Source organism: Rhizobium sp. BK602 (assembly GCF_014195095.1).
GTDB lineage: Bacteria > Pseudomonadota > Alphaproteobacteria > Rhizobiales > Rhizobiaceae > Rhizobium.
In genome coordinates, this window is record NZ_JACIBC010000004.1 from 516,593 (window position 1) to 532,309 (window position 15,717).

14 protein-coding genes are annotated in these 15,717 nt (G+C 62.2%); 11 read left to right on the forward strand and 3 right to left on the reverse strand.

The window, feature by feature from the left end:
- Positions 1-3: 3 nt before the first annotated feature.
- Both FHX11_RS16015 and FHX11_RS16020 read left to right on the forward strand, forming a co-directional pair.
- Positions 4-1,002, forward strand: a complete 999-nt coding sequence (locus FHX11_RS16015; protein ID WP_184358621.1) for a 4-hydroxyproline epimerase — start codon at positions 4-6, stop codon at positions 1,000-1,002.
- 42 nt (positions 1,003-1,044) lie between these two features.
- A complete protein-coding gene (locus FHX11_RS16020; protein WP_184358622.1) occupies positions 1,045-2,055 on the forward strand; it encodes a GlxA family transcriptional regulator in 1,011 nt (336 codons plus the stop codon).
- A gap of 83 nt (positions 2,056-2,138) precedes the next feature.
- Here the strand turns inward: FHX11_RS16020 and FHX11_RS16025 are convergent, their stop codons facing one another.
- Both FHX11_RS16025 and FHX11_RS16030 read right to left on the reverse strand, forming a co-directional pair.
- Complete coding sequence (locus FHX11_RS16025; protein WP_184358623.1) at positions 2,139-3,230, reverse strand: FAD-binding oxidoreductase; 1,092 nt, start codon at positions 3,228-3,230, stop codon at positions 2,139-2,141.
- Positions 3,220-4,473, reverse strand: coding sequence for an aromatic ring-hydroxylating dioxygenase subunit alpha (locus tag FHX11_RS16030; protein ID WP_184358624.1), 1,254 nt, complete (start codon positions 4,471-4,473; stop codon positions 3,220-3,222). The genes FHX11_RS16025 and FHX11_RS16030 overlap by 11 nt, the downstream gene beginning before the upstream one ends.
- Before the next feature lie 112 nt (positions 4,474-4,585).
- Between FHX11_RS16030 and FHX11_RS16035 the strand changes: the two genes are divergently transcribed.
- From FHX11_RS16035 to ubiA, 8 genes are all read left to right on the forward strand, one after another.
- Positions 4,586-5,473: a LysR substrate-binding domain-containing protein gene (locus FHX11_RS16035; protein WP_184358625.1), complete on the forward strand. Its 888-nt coding sequence runs from the start codon at positions 4,586-4,588 to the stop codon at positions 5,471-5,473.
- Positions 5,474-5,583: 110 nt separating this feature from the next.
- The gene (locus FHX11_RS16040) at positions 5,584-6,303 is read left to right on the forward strand and encodes a LuxR family transcriptional regulator (RefSeq protein WP_184358626.1); all 720 of its coding nucleotides are present in this window, start codon (positions 5,584-5,586) and stop codon (positions 6,301-6,303) included.
- Positions 6,304-6,689: 386 nt separating this feature from the next.
- The gene (locus FHX11_RS16045) at positions 6,690-8,675 is read left to right on the forward strand and encodes a methyl-accepting chemotaxis protein (protein ID WP_184358627.1); all 1,986 of its coding nucleotides are present in this window, start codon (positions 6,690-6,692) and stop codon (positions 8,673-8,675) included.
- A gap of 171 nt (positions 8,676-8,846) precedes the next feature.
- Positions 8,847-9,188, forward strand: a complete 342-nt coding sequence (locus tag FHX11_RS16050) for a metalloregulator ArsR/SmtB family transcription factor (RefSeq protein ID WP_184358628.1) — start codon at positions 8,847-8,849, stop codon at positions 9,186-9,188.
- The gene (locus FHX11_RS16055) at positions 9,175-9,603 is read left to right on the forward strand and encodes an SRPBCC domain-containing protein (RefSeq protein WP_184358629.1); all 429 of its coding nucleotides are present in this window, start codon (positions 9,175-9,177) and stop codon (positions 9,601-9,603) included. The genes FHX11_RS16050 and FHX11_RS16055 overlap by 14 nt, the downstream gene beginning before the upstream one ends.
- A gap of 116 nt (positions 9,604-9,719) precedes the next feature.
- Entirely contained in the window at positions 9,720-10,196 is a 477-nt protein-coding gene (locus FHX11_RS16060) for a nucleoside deaminase (protein ID WP_184358630.1), read from the forward strand.
- Positions 10,197-10,388: 192 nt separating this feature from the next.
- A complete protein-coding gene (locus FHX11_RS16065) occupies positions 10,389-11,885 on the forward strand; it encodes an MDR family MFS transporter (protein WP_184358631.1) in 1,497 nt (498 codons plus the stop codon).
- 165 nt (positions 11,886-12,050) lie between these two features.
- Positions 12,051-12,965: a 4-hydroxybenzoate octaprenyltransferase gene (gene ubiA / locus FHX11_RS16070; RefSeq protein WP_184358632.1), complete on the forward strand. Its 915-nt coding sequence runs from the start codon at positions 12,051-12,053 to the stop codon at positions 12,963-12,965.
- A 66-nt stretch (positions 12,966-13,031) separates the two neighbouring features.
- Here the strand turns inward: ubiA and FHX11_RS16075 are convergent, their stop codons facing one another.
- Positions 13,032-13,826, reverse strand: coding sequence for a FadR/GntR family transcriptional regulator (locus tag FHX11_RS16075; RefSeq protein WP_184358633.1), 795 nt, complete (start codon positions 13,824-13,826; stop codon positions 13,032-13,034).
- A gap of 406 nt (positions 13,827-14,232) precedes the next feature.
- Here FHX11_RS16075 and FHX11_RS16080 point away from each other — a divergent pair, with 406 nt between their 5' ends.
- Positions 14,233-15,693 (forward strand): MFS transporter, encoded by a 1,461-nt coding sequence (locus FHX11_RS16080; RefSeq protein WP_184358634.1) that lies wholly within the window; start codon positions 14,233-14,235, stop codon positions 15,691-15,693.
- Positions 15,694-15,717: the final 24 nt, after the last annotated feature.

Here is a 15,717-nt window from a genome sequence, read left to right on the forward strand (position 1 = left end):
CGGATGAGAAACAGCTTCTTCTGCATCGATGCGCATACCTGCGGAAACCCCGTGCGCCTCGTCGCCGGCGGCGGTCCGCTTCTGCCGCACCTGCCGATAGGCGAGCGCCGCGAGCTATTCGTCCGCGACCACGACTGGGTGCGCAAGGCGCTGATGTTCGAGCCGAGGGGCCACGATATCATGTCGGGGGCGCTGATTTACCCGGCCTATCGGGACGATTGCGACTTTGCGGTTCTCTTCATCGAGGTGAGCGGCTGCCTGCCGATGTGCGGCGCCGGCACCATCGGTGTCGTGACCGCCGCGATCGAGGAGGGACTGGTGACACCGCGCCAGCCGGGCAGGGTGTCGATCGAGACGCCCGCGGGCCGGGTCGACGTAACCTATGAGGAAAAGGCGGGCCATGTCGAAACGGTCCGGCTCTACAATGTGCCGAGCTATCTGCACGAAGCGGATGTCGAGGTCGACGTGCCGGGCATGGGACGCTTGCGCGTCGATATCTCCTATGGCGGCAACTATTACGCCGTCATCGAGCCGCAGGACAATTGGAGCGGCCTCGACGGCATGTCGGCGGCCGACATCGTCGGTCACAGCCGGAGGCTCAGAACCGCGCTTGCGGAACTTTGCGATCCCGTTCACCCCGAGGATCCGCGTATTCGCGGCGTTCACCATGCGATCTGGTGCGACCACCCGGCCAATGATGTGTCGGACGGCCGATGCGCGGTCTTTTATGGCGACAAGGCCATCGACCGCTCTCCGGGCGGTACCGGGACATCCGCGCGCATGGCGCAGCTCCACGGGAAAGGCAGGCTTGCCGTCGGGTCGAAATACCGTCATGAAAGTCTGATCGGAACGATCTTCGAAGGCCGTGTTGAAGCCGAAGCCGGCGTCGGGCCCTATCGAGGTATCCTTCCGAGCGTCGGCGGCTGGGCGCGTGTGATCGGACACAATACGATTTTTGTTGATGATCGTGACCCGCTCGCGCATGGATTTCAGATCAAATGAACATCTGTCTCCCGTGACCGGGCGGACGAAGGAGGCAATGTGATGCGATCGCAGCAGTATCGGCAGAAGGATGAAGCGGCGTCGCCCAAACGTCTGAAGGTCGGTTTCGTGCTTGCCCGGTCCTTCACGCTGTCGGCTTTCGCGATGTTCGTGGATACATTGCGGCTGGCAAGCGACGAACATGACCGTTCGGGCCGCGTGCTGGCCGACTGGCAGGTTCTTGGCAGTACCCGGCATCTGATCACATCGAGCTGTGGCGTTCAGGTCGCCCCTACCTCGGACTTCGTGGACCCGACACGGTTCGACTACATCGTCGTCGTGGGCGGACTGCTTACCATAGAGCGGCCGGTCGACCAGCAGACGATCGATTTCCTGAAGCTGGCCGGAACGAAGCGGGTGCCGTTGATCGGCCTTTGCACCGGCTCGTTCATTCTCGCCGAGGCCGGACTGATGACGCGTCACGAGACCTGCGTCAGCTGGCTGCATGCGCGCGCGTTTCAGGAGCGCTTTCCCGGACTGGCGGTTCGCTATGACCGCATCTTCAACCTGGATCGGCAGCGCGGCTCCTGTGCCGGCGGCAGCAGCGCCGCCGACATGGCCGCGGCCCTGGTGCGGCGCTGCATCAGCCCCGAGGCGGAACGCAACGCGCTGGAAGTGCTGCAGATCGAGAAGGCCCGCTCTCCGGCCCATATTCAGCCGCGGCGCCCGCTCTATGAAGAATATGAGGATTCGCGAGTCAGGGCCGTGATGATCATGATGGAGCAGCATATCGACGGCGGCATGTCGATACCGAAGCTGGCGGCTTCGGTCGGTTTGTCGCGGCGCCAGCTCGAGAGGCTTTTTCTGAGAGAGACGGGCACCTCTCCCGCCAAGGTCTATGCCAAGGTGCGCCTGGAGCGCGCCAGCGTTCTTCTGGCGCAATCGCGATCGCCGCTCATCGAGATTGCCCTGGACGTCGGGTTCCACAGTGCCTCGCAGTTTACCCGATCCTTCAAGCGGCTATACGGCCGCACGCCGTCCAGCGTCCGCTCCAACCGCGCGGAAATAAGGTAAGCGCGAGGTAGGGGTCGGACGAGAAGGGTGGGGAAGGCCGCCCCGTCATGCGACGGATCTTGGCTCCCCCTTTCCGATGATGATCACCGCTCGATGACGAGATCGCTGAGCGGTTTCGAACAGCATGGAAGAAAGAAGCCGGCATCGATCTCCCTCTGGCGAATGCCGCCATTGTGGTTCATGTCCACCGCTCCGGAGACGAGTTTCGATTTGCAGGTTCCGCAAACGCCATTGGCGCAGGATGACGGAAGCCGCACCCCCGCCTTCTTGGCGCATGAAAGCACGGTCTGTTCGCCGGAAACCTCGATCTTGCGGGATTGTTTCGAAAACTCGACCTGAAATAGCTTCGCGGCGGCTTCTTCGACGATCGGGAGGTCCGGCTCGTCGATGACCGCGGCATCGAAACTTTCCTCCCTATAGTTCGCCTCGGACACGCCGAGCTCGGCGACTATCTTCCGCGCCGCGGCCATGAAGCGGGCGGGGCCGCAGCACATCACGATCCGCTCGGCGATATCGGGAACGGCAAGCCGCATATACTCGGCCGAGATGCGCCCGGTGAGACCGGGCCAGGATGGTTCTCCCGCAACGCTTTCGGGCAGGAAGTGGAGCCGCAGACCCTTCAGCTTCTCGGCGATTAAGGTCAGCTCATCGCGAAAGATCAGATCCCGTGGCGTCCGGGCCGCATGCATGAAAACGACATCAGCGGGTTCGCAGCTGTCGGCGATCTCACGCACCATCGACATGACCGGCGTGATGCCGGAGCCGCCGGACAGCAGCAGAAATTTGCGTCCCGGCCCCGTCGGCCGGACGAAATGGCCAAGCGGGCCGTTCGCCCGGATCGCCGCTCCCGCAACCAGGGTGTCGTGCAGCCAGTTGGAGATCTTGCCGCCGGGGACGCGTTTCACCGTCACCGAGAACGCATTCGTCCGATGCGGAGACGACGAGATGCTGTAGCAGCGGCTTTCAGGCTCGCCATTCTGTTCGAGGTCGAACAGAAAATACTGTCCTGCCTTGAAGGCGAACCGTTTGCCGTCGCGGGATGCGAAGGTGAAGGTCTTGACGTCATGGGTTTCCTGGTGGACGTCCAGGCATAGAAGCGCGTCGTCCTCTTCCGGATTCCAGATATCGTCGGGGCCGGCATACCCGGCTGCCGCCTGCGGGTTTCTAATATCCATGAACGCGCATCCGATCGATGTACCAGTTGGCGAACTTGTCCAGATTGGTTTCCGAGAACCGGGAGTAAGGACCGGGCAGATAGGCCGGATCGAGAGCGCCGGCATGGGACCGCGCGACAAGGTCGGCGTCCTGGTCGGTCGTGGCGATCCAGACATCGGTGAGCTTGTCGAGATCGTAGTCCTTGCCTTCGACGGCATCCTTGTGGACGAGCCATTTGGTCCTGACCAGCGTCTTGCCCGCCGACAGCGGGATGACGGTGGCCACGACGGCGTGATCGCCCATGAAATGGTTCCAGCTGTTATGACCCCACAGATGCGTGTCGCCGAGGTCCTTGCGGGTCATGTGTCCCAGCAGCTTGGCGGATGCGGCGGTGGCGTCATGCGTCTGGGATTCGCCGGCTCCGGCGATGATCAGGCGCTGTGTGCGGAAATTCGTGGCGCAGTCGGCGAGCTGTTCGACGGCAGCCGAGGGATAGCCGTCGGCCTCCCAGGCCTTGGTGCGTTCCTCATAGAGCCTGAAATGTTCCTCGGCCTGCTCGCGGTCCTCGGGGCTCAGGGTTTCCGGATCGAAGCCGAAGTCGAGATCGACGAAGGAGACGCAGAGTTCCGGATGGTTCGCCGAGCAATGGTAGCACTCGCGATTGTTCTCCATCGTCAGCTTCCAGTTGCCGTCCTCGATGACATCGGTCTGGTAGGCGACCTTGGCATTGCGGATGTCGTAGGGGGCGAGGCGTTCGGTCATGGTCTGCTCGAGCAGGGCGATGTCTTCGGGTGGATTGTCCGAAAGACAGATGTAGATGAGCCCGCCGATCGACTTGAAGGTGACGGGTTTCAGGCCGCGACAGTCCTTGTCGAAATCCTTGCCCATGTGCGGCGCGTAGCTGAGCTCGCCCGTCAGTTCGTAGGTCCAAGTGTGATAGGGACAGACCAGTTTCGATACGATCGTCTTGCCTGGGTCCAGCAGACGGGAACCGCGATGGCGGCAGACATTGTGCAGGACCCGGATTTCGCCGTCGTCGTCGCGCAGAAGGATCAGGCTCGCCTTGCCGATCTCGATGACCGTGGCGTCGCCCGGCTCGGGGACATCGCAATCCAGGCCGACGCAGATCCAATGCTTGTGGAAGAATACCTCCAGATCCGCTTCGAAAACGTCTTCGCGCGTGTAGAGGCCAGCCGGGAGCGAATGCCCGTCGACGCGGGTATCCAGCAGCACCGAAATGGGGGAAGGAAGCCTGTTTAGCATGAGAACTCCTTATGCATGACTTACGCTGATTTTGCGCTTGCCTGGACGTCGCTTCAACGGCATTTAATATTCGCGCTGACATAATCTGATGTAATGAGAAACGAGGTGGGTAATGTATCTCAGACGGCGGCTCCCATCCCTGACTGCCCTGTTGACGCTGGAGGCGGCGCTCCGACGAAAAAGCTTCACGGCGGCGGCCAGTGAGCTTGGCGTCACCCAGGCGGCGGTGAGCCGGCAGATCGCCGCGCTGGAAGCCGAATTCGGTCAGCCGCTGTTCATCAGGAAACATCGCGCGATCGAGCCGACAGCGGCCTGCGTCGCGCTTGGCGCCTCGCTGGCCCGAAGTTTCACCGACATGGCCGACAGCGTGGAAGCCCTTCGATCGGCGCCGCAAAATGTCGTCACCATCGGGGCGACGGTGGCTTTTTCCTCGTTCTGGCTGCTGCCGCGACTGCCGGAATTTCGAAGGGGCAATCCAGGCATCCAGGTGCGGGTCGTGTCGCAGGACAGCAATATCGATCTCTCCACTGGCGATGTCGACGTGGCGATCCGCTACGGCCTGCCGCCTTTCGCCGACGCAACGGTCATCGCGTCCAGGGGAGATGTCATCTCGCCGGTCTGCTCGCCGGACTATCTCCAGCGGCGGGCGACGGGGCCTTTGACGAAAGCGGACGAATTCATCGAGACCGACGTCATCGAGAGATCCTGGCATTCATGGTCGTACTGGTTCAGCCATACCGGTGCGGATCTGCAGGTGAAGCCATCGCTCCGGTTCAACTACTATACGGAGACCGTCGCCGCCGCGCGGGCGGGTCAGGGCGTCGCTTTGGGCTGGGGACTTCTTGTGCGCACATTTCTGGAAGATGGAACCCTGGTGCGGATCGATGACACGGAACTCCAGGCGGATGGGCGCTACAATGTGCTCCTCCCACTGAAGGCGAAGAAAAGTGCGGCGACCGATCTTGCTGCGGCATGGCTGACGGCCGCATTGCACCAATAGGCCGTATGGCTCGCAAATCCTTGCCATAAGCGCGAAACGTTTCGTTAATCTTGAATTAATCACTCTGATTAATGTTCCGAAACTTGAACATCATGTTGCGGGGATTCGCTATGGGATGCGTGGCAATTGGTCAGCTCCAGTCATATGCCGATCTTTCGTCGGTGCCGGCGCATCGTCAATTGCGAGACAACGAACTGGTCGCGCAGATGCGAAAGTCCATCGGCTTTCGCCACCTCATCGTTGGTGGATTGGACATCGAAGGCTATCATTACGGCACGGGGCGTTCTGTCGACACCGACATGCCGCCGGCCTATATCGATGCCTATTTCGGAGAAAGATTGGGCTTCGCCGATCCCGTCGTGACATTGTCGAAAACGCGTGGCGTTGCCGTCTCTCAGGAGGACGCCTTTGACGATATCGCGCCGCCGCCACGTCTCCAGAGCCTGCTGCGCGCCTATGAGGTGCGGCACCGATTCCTGATCCCGATCGTAAGAGACGGTATCGTCTATGGCGGCGTCTGCTTCACGAACGACCGCTGCTTCACAGAGGGCGAACGGCAGCTCCTCGCCTTTCTCGCGCCGCCGCTGCATAAGGCCGTCACCAAGCCGTTGATGGAGCGCTTCGCCGCTGCCGCCCTGCGTCTGTCCGAAGGCGAAGTCCGGTGCCTGGAACTGGCGGGCAGGGGACGTACCAGCGAGGAAATCGCAGCGCTGACGGCGTATCAGAAGGAAACGGTCGATACCTATCTGAAGCGCGCAACCCGAAAGCTCGGCGCGGAAAATCGCGCCCATGCCATAGCCGAGGCGATCCGCCGGGATATCATCACCTGAACCGCCCAGGCTGCCCGGTCGGCGAGGCTGTTTGCGAAGCCGGGGAAAATAATTTCAAAGCGATGCCGGTTCTTCACCCTTTGGAAACCATCCTGTCCCATTTTTAGGACAGCGGAGCGACACTCATCGTCCTCAGAACCGCCATGATGGCGGTAACGTTCGCGAGGCGAACGACGTCGGCAGATTGCCGTATCTTCAGCACAGCTCGGTGCCTTCACCCTCTCGGGCCAGCGTCGCCCGAAATGCACCGGGCTCATGAAGGGGCATATGCGGGCCGGCCATGTCCCTAAGGCCGCAAGAGGCGGATGTGCGAACGAGCTCCGAACCCGGACCATACCGGGCTTCAGGACTTCATAGAGCCGTTGCGCTCGACAAGGGGACTATCGATGACAGGCATCAGGAATTTCGGGATAACGGTGCGCTTGGCCATTGGCTTTGGCTTCCTGCTGACCTTGATGGTCGCCCTGACCGTGTATTCGACCGGCCAGGTCGACAAGATCGACAGCAATCTCGGCACGATCAACGACGTGAACAGCGTGAAGCAGCGATACGCGATCAACTATCGCGGAAGCGTCCACGATCGAGCGATCGCCATACGGGATGTCGCTCTCGTCACATCCGACGACGAACGCAAGGACGCCGTTGCCCGGATCGAGAAGCTGGCCGCGACCTATGCCGAAAACGAAAAGCGCATGGCGGATATGATCGCCTCTCCCGCGGGCGCATCCGCCGAGGAGAAGGCCATTCTGGCGGAGATCGCCGGCATCCAGGCGAAAACCAATCCGCTGGTCGCCGAAATCATCGAGCAGTATGGCAATGGAAAGGCGGAGGCGGGCCGCAAGATACTGCTGGAGGAGGCTCGTCCGCTCTTCGTTGCCTGGCTCGGCGCGATCAACAAGTTCATCGACTACCAGGAGACCCTGAACAAATCCATCGGTGCGGATGTCCGCGGCACGGCGAGCGGCTTCAAATCCCTGTCCTTCACGGCTCTGGGGATCGCAGCGCTCCTGTCGATCATTGCCGCTGCCTTTACGGCCCGTACCATTGTCGGCCCGTTGGCGAAGCTTCAGCAATCGCTGAAGGCCATGGCGGAGGGGCATCTGGAGGGTGATCATCGCCTCGAGGCGCGCGGCGACGAGATCGGCATGCTCGCGCGCGCCGTCGCCGCACTCCGGGACGCCATTTCGGCGAAGGCGGAGCAGGAAGCGGATACGGAAGCCAAGCGCGCCCTTTCGGAGCGCCGCAAGCTCGAGGGCGAGGCAAAGGAACGCAGCGCGCTTGCCGAGCAGACGGACCAGGCCGTCAATCAGCTTGCCGACGCCTTGCAGGCCCTGGCCGACGGCGACCTGACCCGGCAGATCACCCATCCCTTCATTCCCTCGCTCGATAAATTGCGGGGCGACTTCAACAGCGCCGTAACGACGCTGCGCGGCGCAATGCAGAAGGTCGCCGAAAATGCCAGCGCGATCGCTGCCGGGGCACAGGAGATCCGCTCGGCTTCGGACGATCTTTCCAAGCGTACGGAGCAGCAGGCCGCATCCGTCGAGGAAACGGCGGCCGCGCTGGAAGAGATCACCACAACCGTAACCGATTCCAGCAACCGTGCGCAGGATGCCGGGCAGCTTGTCCGCAAGACCAAGGACAATGCCGAGCGCTCCGGCTCCGTGGTTCGTGACGCCATAGAGGCAATGGGCAAGATCGAGGCTTCGGCGGACGAGATCGGCAGCATCATCGGTGTCATCGACGAGATCGCCTTCCAGACGAACCTTCTGGCCCTGAATGCCGGCGTCGAAGCCGCGCGCGCCGGCGATGCAGGCAAGGGATTTGCTGTCGTCGCCCAGGAGGTGCGCGAACTCGCGCAACGCTCCGCCAAGGCGGCAAAGGAAATCAAGGACCTGATCCATGCGTCCAACAGCCACGTCACCAGCGGCGTCACCCTGGTTGGAGAAACCGGCAAGGCCTTGCAGGAGATCGTCGGACAGGTGCAGCAGGTCGACGGCAATGTCGGCGCGATCGCCGTGGCCGCGAGGGAGCAGGCAACGGGGCTGAAGGAAATCAATACGGCCGTGAATGCGATGGATCAGGGGACGCAGAAGAATGCGGCCATGGTCGAGGAGACGACGGCGGCGGCGCATAAGCTTGCCAAGGAGGCGGATGCCCTGTTCCAGCTTCTCGGCCAGTTCAATATCGGTGTGGCTGGGTCGACGCAGCGCATAGCCCCGGCCTCGATCCCCACATCCGCTTCGGCTCCGGCCCCGGCATCGTCTTCGAGCCGCCCTGCCACATCCCCGGCACGGCAATTGTCGGCAAAACTCGCACGATCCTTCAACGGAAGCGCCGCTATGGCAAATCAGGACTGGGAAGAGTTCTGATCCTGTAATGCGCAAGCCGCGGCAGCGATGATCTGGCGAAGCCTATGCCCCGTCCGTCGTTCTCGACGGGCGGGGCTTTGCTGTTCTTTTCCCGATGCCATGGATAAAATATTCACCCATATGGTTGACTATTGGTCGCGATATTATATATTCAACCATATGGGTGAATAAATGGATGACGATGCTCTGTCACGAATTCTGAAGGCCGCCGGCGATACCACCCGGCGACAAATCTTGACGCTGCTTGTTCAGGAGGGAGCGTTGAGAGTGACGGCGCTTGCCGCCCATTTCGAGATGTCGCTGAATGCGGTCTCCAAGCACATCAAGGTGCTGGAGGAAGCCGGTCTCGTCACCCGCAGGACCTTGGGCCGCGAGCATTTCATTGCCGCGGAGCTCGAACCGCTGAGGCTGACTGAGAGCTGGTTCGCGCAACTCAAGTCGATCTGGGACCTGCGCCTGGCGGCGCTGGAGAACCTACTCGTTTCGAAGGATGAAAGAGATGACCGAGCTTGAACTGACAGTGAGCCGCAAGATCGCGGCATCGCGGGAGAAAGTCTTCAATGCCTGGCTTTCCCCCGAAATATTGGCGCAATTCATGCGCACGCCGACCGGCGGCGCGGCGCCATCCAAGGTCAAGACCGATCCGGTCAAGGGCGGCCGGTTTTCGATCGTGATGGTGACGGCCGAGCGTGAGATCCCGCATGCCGGCACCTATCTGGAGATCGATCCCTATTCGCGCCTCTCCTTCACCTGGGAGTCGCCCTATTCGCTCGACGACAGCGTGGTGACCATCGACCTTGCCGAGCTCGGCCCCGATACGACCGAGATCACCTTGAAGCAGGTGAAGTTCCGCAGCGAGGAGGCGCGGCAGGGTCATACCAAGGGCTGGAACTCGATCCTCGACAATCTGGAAGAGAGCCTCGCCTGATATTGCCGGCGCGGCGGAGACCATGTTGCCGGGTCTTCCGCCGCCAAATTGCGGCTTGCCAGCCGCACGGGCATCACGCAATCTGCGTCATCGTGTTCCAGTGATGGCAGGGGCCCATGACCGCAGCTCTCGACGACGAAGCCTTCCTGCGCCGTTCCTTTGAGGTGGCGGCGCGGGCGCGCGTGAACGGCAATCATCCTTTCGGGGCCATTCTGGTCGGACCGGATGGCAGCGTTCTGCTGGAGCAGGAAAACGCCTATAATCCGACGCAGGACATGACCGGCCATGCCGAGCGCGTGCTGATGACGAGGGCCTCGCAGCAATATTCGCCGGGCTTTCTCGTGCAATGCACGATGTATACCTCCGCCGAGCCCTGCGCCATGTGCGCCGGCGCCGCCTACTGGGCCGGCGTCGGGCGCGTCGTCTATGGCCTCAGCGAAAGCCAGTTGAAGGCGATCACCGGCAACCATCCGGAAAATCCCACCCTCGATCTGCCATGCCGGGTGGTCTTTGAGGCGGGACAGCGCAAGGTCGAGGTGGTGGGGCCGATGCTGTGCGAGGAGGCGACGGCGCTGCATGACGGCGTATGGTGATCCGCCGCCTTGTTAAAGGATTGACATCCCCCCGTGTCAGTATGCAATGCTTATTATAACGAACCAGCAGGCCAACGCCCCTGTAGTGACTTAGCCCTCCGACGTTGATCTCAGCAGTTTATCGTTCGCCCGTGGCCGTGTTGACGGCCTATACGCGTTTGCGGTCGGGTGGAACTGTCAGAAAGGAATGTCATGTCCACCACGGTCGATCGTTCCAGGCGCCCGCTGGTCATCGTCTCGATCATGCTCGCGACCTTCATGGTCGCGATCGAGGCGACGATCGTCGCCACCGCCATGCCGCGCATCGTCGGCCAGCTCGGGGGCTTTACCTATTACAGCTGGGTCTTTTCCGCATTTCTTCTGGCGCAGTCCACCACGACGGTGATCTATGGCAAGCTGTCCGATATTTTCGGCCGCAAGCCGGTGCTGATCGGCGGAATCCTCATCTTTCTGGCCGGCTCGACGCTGGCGGGCTTTGCCTGGTCGATGGCCTCCCTGATCGTCTTCCGGCTGCTGCAGGGCCTCGGCGCCGGGGCGATCCAGCCGGTGACGATGACCGTGGTCGGCGATCTCTACAAGCTGGAGGAGCGCGCCAAGGTGCAGGGCGCGCTTGCCAGCGTCTGGGCGGTCTCGGCCGTCATCGGGCCGCTGGCCGGCGGCGTCATCGTCGATCATCTCTCCTGGGCCTGGATCTTCTGGCTCAACCTGCCGCTCGGCGTGCTGACGATCATCGGCCTCACTTTGTTCCTGCACGAGCGGGTCACGCCGGGCAAGGTCCGCATCGACTATCTCGGCACGATCCTGTTTTCGATATCGATCGTCTCGCTGCTGGTCATCCTGACCGAAGCCAATGCGGGCCTCGCTACGCTGGCGCCATTGGCGGTGCTCTTCCTGGTGAGCGGCGTGCTGTTCATCTGGCAGGAGCGGCGGGCGGCCGAGCCGATCATCTCGATCGCGCTCTGGAGCCGCAGGCTGATCGCCACCAGCAATGTCGCCACGCTTCTGGCCGGCATGGCGCTGATCGGGCTGACGACCATCCTGCCGATCTATGTGCAGGGCGTGCTTGGACGCACGCCGCTGGTGGCGGGGTTCACGCTGACCATGCTGATCGTCGGCTGGCCGCTGGCGGTGATGCTGGCGAGCCGGCTCTTCCGCGCTTTCGGTATTCGCATGACGCTGCGGGCCGGCAGCGTCATGCTGCCTTTCGGCTCTCTCTTTCTCCTGCTGCTGACACCGGAGAGCAGTCCGGTGCTGGCGGGCGCCGGTTCATTCCTGATGGGTTTCGGCATGGGCCTCATCAGCCTGAGCAGCACAGTGCTGGTGCAGGAAAGCGTCGAATGGTCGATGCGCGGCAGCGCAACCGCGTCGATCATCTTTTCGCGCAGCCTCGGCAGCACGCTCGGTGCGACCGTGCTCGGAGCCATCCTCAATATCGGCATCGTGCATTTCGGCAGCGGCGATCTCGCCGCCAAGCTGCATGAGGTGCTGAACCAGCCGAGCGGTCTCTCCGATCTCGCCGCCGATCCGGCGATCCGCAACATCTTCGACGCGGCCCTGCATTGGACCTTCTGGGGCGTCGCCACCGTCGCGATCCTGACCTTCGCGACCATCTGGCTCATCCCGGTGACTCACGATGCCGGCCGCCGGCAGGTATCGAAGACGGATGCACAGGAAGCGATGACGCATTGAAGGCCGCGCGCGGTCCCGATGCCGTGACGTCTCGCAGCCTTAGCCAGGCTCGGGATTGATTATGGGACCTTGTGCCGCCTTCGGCCTTCTATAAGGTGGCGATTTGAAGAAGGGGCTGTTGCGCCCTGCGTCCATGCCGCCCACCCCCAAATTTGGATGATACGAATGACTGCGCTACCCCGCCCGGACCTAAGTGATATTCATCCGGGAGACTGGGTGGATCGTAGGCTGCCGCCCGCATGGAGGCCCTACACGCGGCTGGCGCGGCTGGATCGCCCGGTGGGCATATGGCTGACGCTTTTCCCTTGCTGGGCTGCCCTCATTCAAGCATCACATGGCGTGCCGGACCTTCGGCAGCTAACGATCTTCTCCCTCGGCGCATTGCTGATGAGAAGCGCCGGTTCCACCATCAACGACATTGCAGACCGGAAATTCGACGGCCATGTCGAGCGCACGCGCTTTCGCCCCTTGGCCAGCGGTCAGATCGGCACGCCATACGCCTTTGCGTTTCTGGCCGTTGAGCTTGCGCTGGCGGGCTGCCTGTTGTTTTTCCTCACCCCCTACACGCGCCTGATTGCCGTCTGCCTTCTGCCGCTGGTCTTCGTCTATCCGCTTTGCAAGCGTTTTACCCATTGGCCGCAGGCCATTCTGGGTGCGGCTTTCAATTGGGGGATGCTGATGGCGTGGGCCGAGATAGCAGGGCATATCCCGGTCGGGGCTGTGCTTATGTGGGCCGGAGCCATCGCATGGCAGATCGGCTACGATACCGTCTATGCCTATGTCGACGTCAAGGATGACAAACGGCTCGGCCTGAAATCGACGGCAATTCTGTTTGGCCGGAATGGCAAGACCTTTATCGGCCTCTTCTACGCTTTGACGGCCGGCGCCTGGTCGCTCGGAGGCTGGCTGTCAGGCATGTCTCTACCCTATGCCTTTGGAATGCTGGTCATCGCCGCGCATCTCGCATGGCAGACCTGGCGGCTGGATCTGCATCGGCCCGAGGTCAATTTCCGCCTGTTTCTGGCCAATATCCTGACCGGGGTTCTTTTGGCTTGCGCCGCCTTCATCGGGACATGGTGAGCATATCTTTCGAGCCCGCTTCCTCGCGTCGCCTGCAACTCGACGCGCCGCATCGCCAAGGCCGGCTCAGAAATCGTAGTGGCTGACCCGCCAGGAATCCAGCAGCCGATGCGAGGCCTTCAGCGCCGCGTCGGGGTCGCGGGCGACGATCGCGTCGAGGATGGCCTTGTGATAGGGCAGGGCACGCTTTTGTCCCTCGGCCACCTCGTCATGGCTCGACAGCGTGCGATTGGCATAGATGGCGACGGCGATCAAATCGATGAGCTGCGCGTAGATCATGTTGTGCGTGGCTGCGAAGATCGCGGTGTGGAACCGTAGATCGGCATCGGCATTGACGTTGATGTCGCCGATGGTCGTCGTGAGATCCTCGTAGGCGGCGGCGATGGTGGCGATGTCCTCGTCGGTGCCGCGCGTGGCGGCGCGTGCGGTCGCCTCCGGTTCCAGCACCCGGCGCAGATCCTTGATCGAGCGCATGATTTCCACCGACGGCCCGGTCTCGTAATACCAGACCATGACGTCGGTATCGAGGTGATGCCAGTTGGAGCGCTCCTTGACGCGGGTGCCGACACGGGTCTTGATCTCCACCAGTCCCTTGCCCGCCAGGCATTTCATCGCCTCGCGGATCACGGTGCGGCTGATGCCGAACTGTTCCACCAGCTCGGGTTCGTTCGGCAGCGTCGTGCCGACCGGATAGGTGCCGCCGACGATGCGGCGGCCGAGTTCATGGACGAAATAGCCGAAGACGCCGCGGCGCGGGATCGTGCCATATTTGCGGACATAGGCATCGAAGGGTGACTGCGTGACGATCAGTTTCGATATCGGGGTCGCCGGAGCAGTCGTTGCATCAATGCCATGTTTCATCAATCGGGGCTCTCATGTCTGTTTGTGGCGGCGATACGAGCGAAATTGTCAGCTTGTAGACGCTCTGGCTGGCTTCACGCTGATGTCTTGGCTCGTTCGCCGCGGGTTTCCTAGTGGGTCGATGTCGGTCCGGCCGTTCTCATTGCGCCATGCAACGGCGGAAAATCCTAACATGACAAGCATAGGCGTGCCTACTGCAGTCAATTTAACGCTTTGGTTGCAAATGCCGGCGGACGCGCAGGCGCGGATGCCCCTTGCCGGCGTAGCGGGCCAGATCGACAAGTCGCCTGTGGCGCGTCACGCCAAACGTGATCGCACCGGTGAATGGTAGGACGATTTTCGCTATCGAAAACGGCTCCGGCGCGCTAAATGCTGTAGCCGTGAGGTGGATTCGGAGCGGTTGGAAATGAATGATATGTCGGCACCGGGGGACGGGGTAAAGCGGACATCCGGCGCCCGGCCGTTGCTGATCGCGCTGCTCGTCGCCGGCGCCTTCTTCATGGAAAATCTCGACGGCACCGTCATTGCCACCGCCCTGCCGCAGATGGCCGCGTCCTTCGGCGCCCGGCCGGTCGATCTCAATATCGGCATGAGCGCCTATCTCCTGACGCTCGGCATCTTCATCCCGATCAGCGGCTGGATCAGCGATCGCTTCGGCGCACGTCTGGTCTTCACCTCGGCTGTCGTCATCTTCACGCTGGCCTCCGTTCTTTGCGGCTTTGCCGACAGCGTCGGCTCCTTCGTCGCCATGCGCATCCTGCAGGGCATCGGCGGCGCGATGATGGTGCCGGTCGGCCGTCTCGTCGTTCTCAACAACACGCCGAAGGACCAGCTGATCTCGGCCATCGCGACGATTACCTGGCCGGCGCTGGTGGCGCCCATCCTCGGACCGCCGCTGGGCGGCTTCATCACCGATCACGCGAGCTGGCGCTGGATCTTCTTTCTCAACCTGCCGCTCGGCATGGTCGCCTTCGTCTATGCCCTCATATTGATCCCCGAGACGAAGAGCGCCGCGCGTCCGCCCTTCGACTGGACGGGCTTCGTCGTCAGCGGTTTCGGCCTGGCAAGCCTGATGTACGGCCTGGAGCTGATCGGCCGGCCCGAGCCGGTCTGGCTGGAGGCCTGGGCCTATGTCGCGGCCGGTTTTGTGCTGCTCGCCGGCGCGCTGTTTCATTTCCGGCGCAGCCCGCATCCCCTGATCGATCTTTCCGGGCTGAAGCAGCCGACCTTCGCGGTGACCATTGCCGGTGGTTCCCTGTTTCGCATCGCCATCGGCGCGGTGCCCTTCCTGCTGCCGCTGATGTTCCAGGTCGGCTTCGGACTGACCGCCTTTCACGCCGGCATGCTGACCCTGGCGGTCTTTGCCGGCAATCTCGCCATGAAGCCGGCGACGACGCCGATCCTCCGGCGCTTCGGCTTCAAGCCGGTTCTGGTGGTCAACGGTATTCTCAATGCGATCTTCATCGCCGCCTGCGGGCTGTTTTCCCCCGACACGCCGCTCTGGTTCATCCTGCCGGTGCTGTTCATCGGCGGCATGCTCCGCTCGATGCATTTCACCGCCTTGAACACGATTGCCTTCGCCGACATCGCGCCGCGGGAAATGACCGGCGCCAACACGCTGTTCAGCACCGCCTTTCAGTTGACCATGGGAATGGGGATTGCCGTCGGCGCCATCGGTATCCGCATCAGCCAGGCCGTCACGTCGCAGCTCGGCGCGACCGGCATTCCCGCCATCGACTTCCGACTGGCTTTCGTCATGCTGGGGATCATCGCTCTATTGGCTGTTCTCGATTGCCTGTCGCTCGATGCGAAGGCGGGCGACAATGTCTCGCGCCGGCCGAAGGCAAGTGCGAAGAAAACGGCCTGACCGATCTCCTGAAACAGGGATGGC

What these genes read in the sequence shown, in the direction of transcription:
- FHX11_RS16025 (WP_184358623.1), bottom strand. Translation starts at nt 3,230, where the DNA reads ATGGATATTAGAAACCCGCAGGCGGCAGCCGGGTATGCCGGCCCCGAC.
- ubiA (WP_184358632.1), top strand. Translation starts at nt 12,051, where the DNA reads ATGACTGCGCTACCCCGCCCGGACCTAAGTGATATTCATCCGGGAGAC.
- FHX11_RS16020 (WP_184358622.1), top strand. Translation starts at nt 1,045, where the DNA reads ATGCGATCGCAGCAGTATCGGCAGAAGGATGAAGCGGCGTCGCCCAAA.
- FHX11_RS16060 (WP_184358630.1), top strand. Translation starts at nt 9,720, where the DNA reads ATGACCGCAGCTCTCGACGACGAAGCCTTCCTGCGCCGTTCCTTTGAG.
- FHX11_RS16035 (WP_184358625.1), top strand. Translation starts at nt 4,586, where the DNA reads ATGTATCTCAGACGGCGGCTCCCATCCCTGACTGCCCTGTTGACGCTG.
- FHX11_RS16045 (WP_184358627.1), top strand. Translation starts at nt 6,690, where the DNA reads ATGACAGGCATCAGGAATTTCGGGATAACGGTGCGCTTGGCCATTGGC.
- FHX11_RS16050 (WP_184358628.1), top strand. Translation starts at nt 8,847, where the DNA reads ATGGATGACGATGCTCTGTCACGAATTCTGAAGGCCGCCGGCGATACC.
- FHX11_RS16015 (WP_184358621.1), top strand. Translation starts at nt 4, where the DNA reads ATGAGAAACAGCTTCTTCTGCATCGATGCGCATACCTGCGGAAACCCC.
- FHX11_RS16075 (WP_184358633.1), bottom strand. Translation starts at nt 13,826, where the DNA reads ATGAAACATGGCATTGATGCAACGACTGCTCCGGCGACCCCGATATCG.
- FHX11_RS16030 (WP_184358624.1), bottom strand. Translation starts at nt 4,473, where the DNA reads ATGCTAAACAGGCTTCCTTCCCCCATTTCGGTGCTGCTGGATACCCGC.
- FHX11_RS16055 (WP_184358629.1), top strand. Translation starts at nt 9,175, where the DNA reads ATGACCGAGCTTGAACTGACAGTGAGCCGCAAGATCGCGGCATCGCGG.
- FHX11_RS16040 (WP_184358626.1), top strand. Translation starts at nt 5,584, where the DNA reads ATGGGATGCGTGGCAATTGGTCAGCTCCAGTCATATGCCGATCTTTCG.
- FHX11_RS16080 (WP_184358634.1), top strand. Translation starts at nt 14,233, where the DNA reads ATGAATGATATGTCGGCACCGGGGGACGGGGTAAAGCGGACATCCGGC.
- FHX11_RS16065 (WP_184358631.1), top strand. Translation starts at nt 10,389, where the DNA reads ATGTCCACCACGGTCGATCGTTCCAGGCGCCCGCTGGTCATCGTCTCG.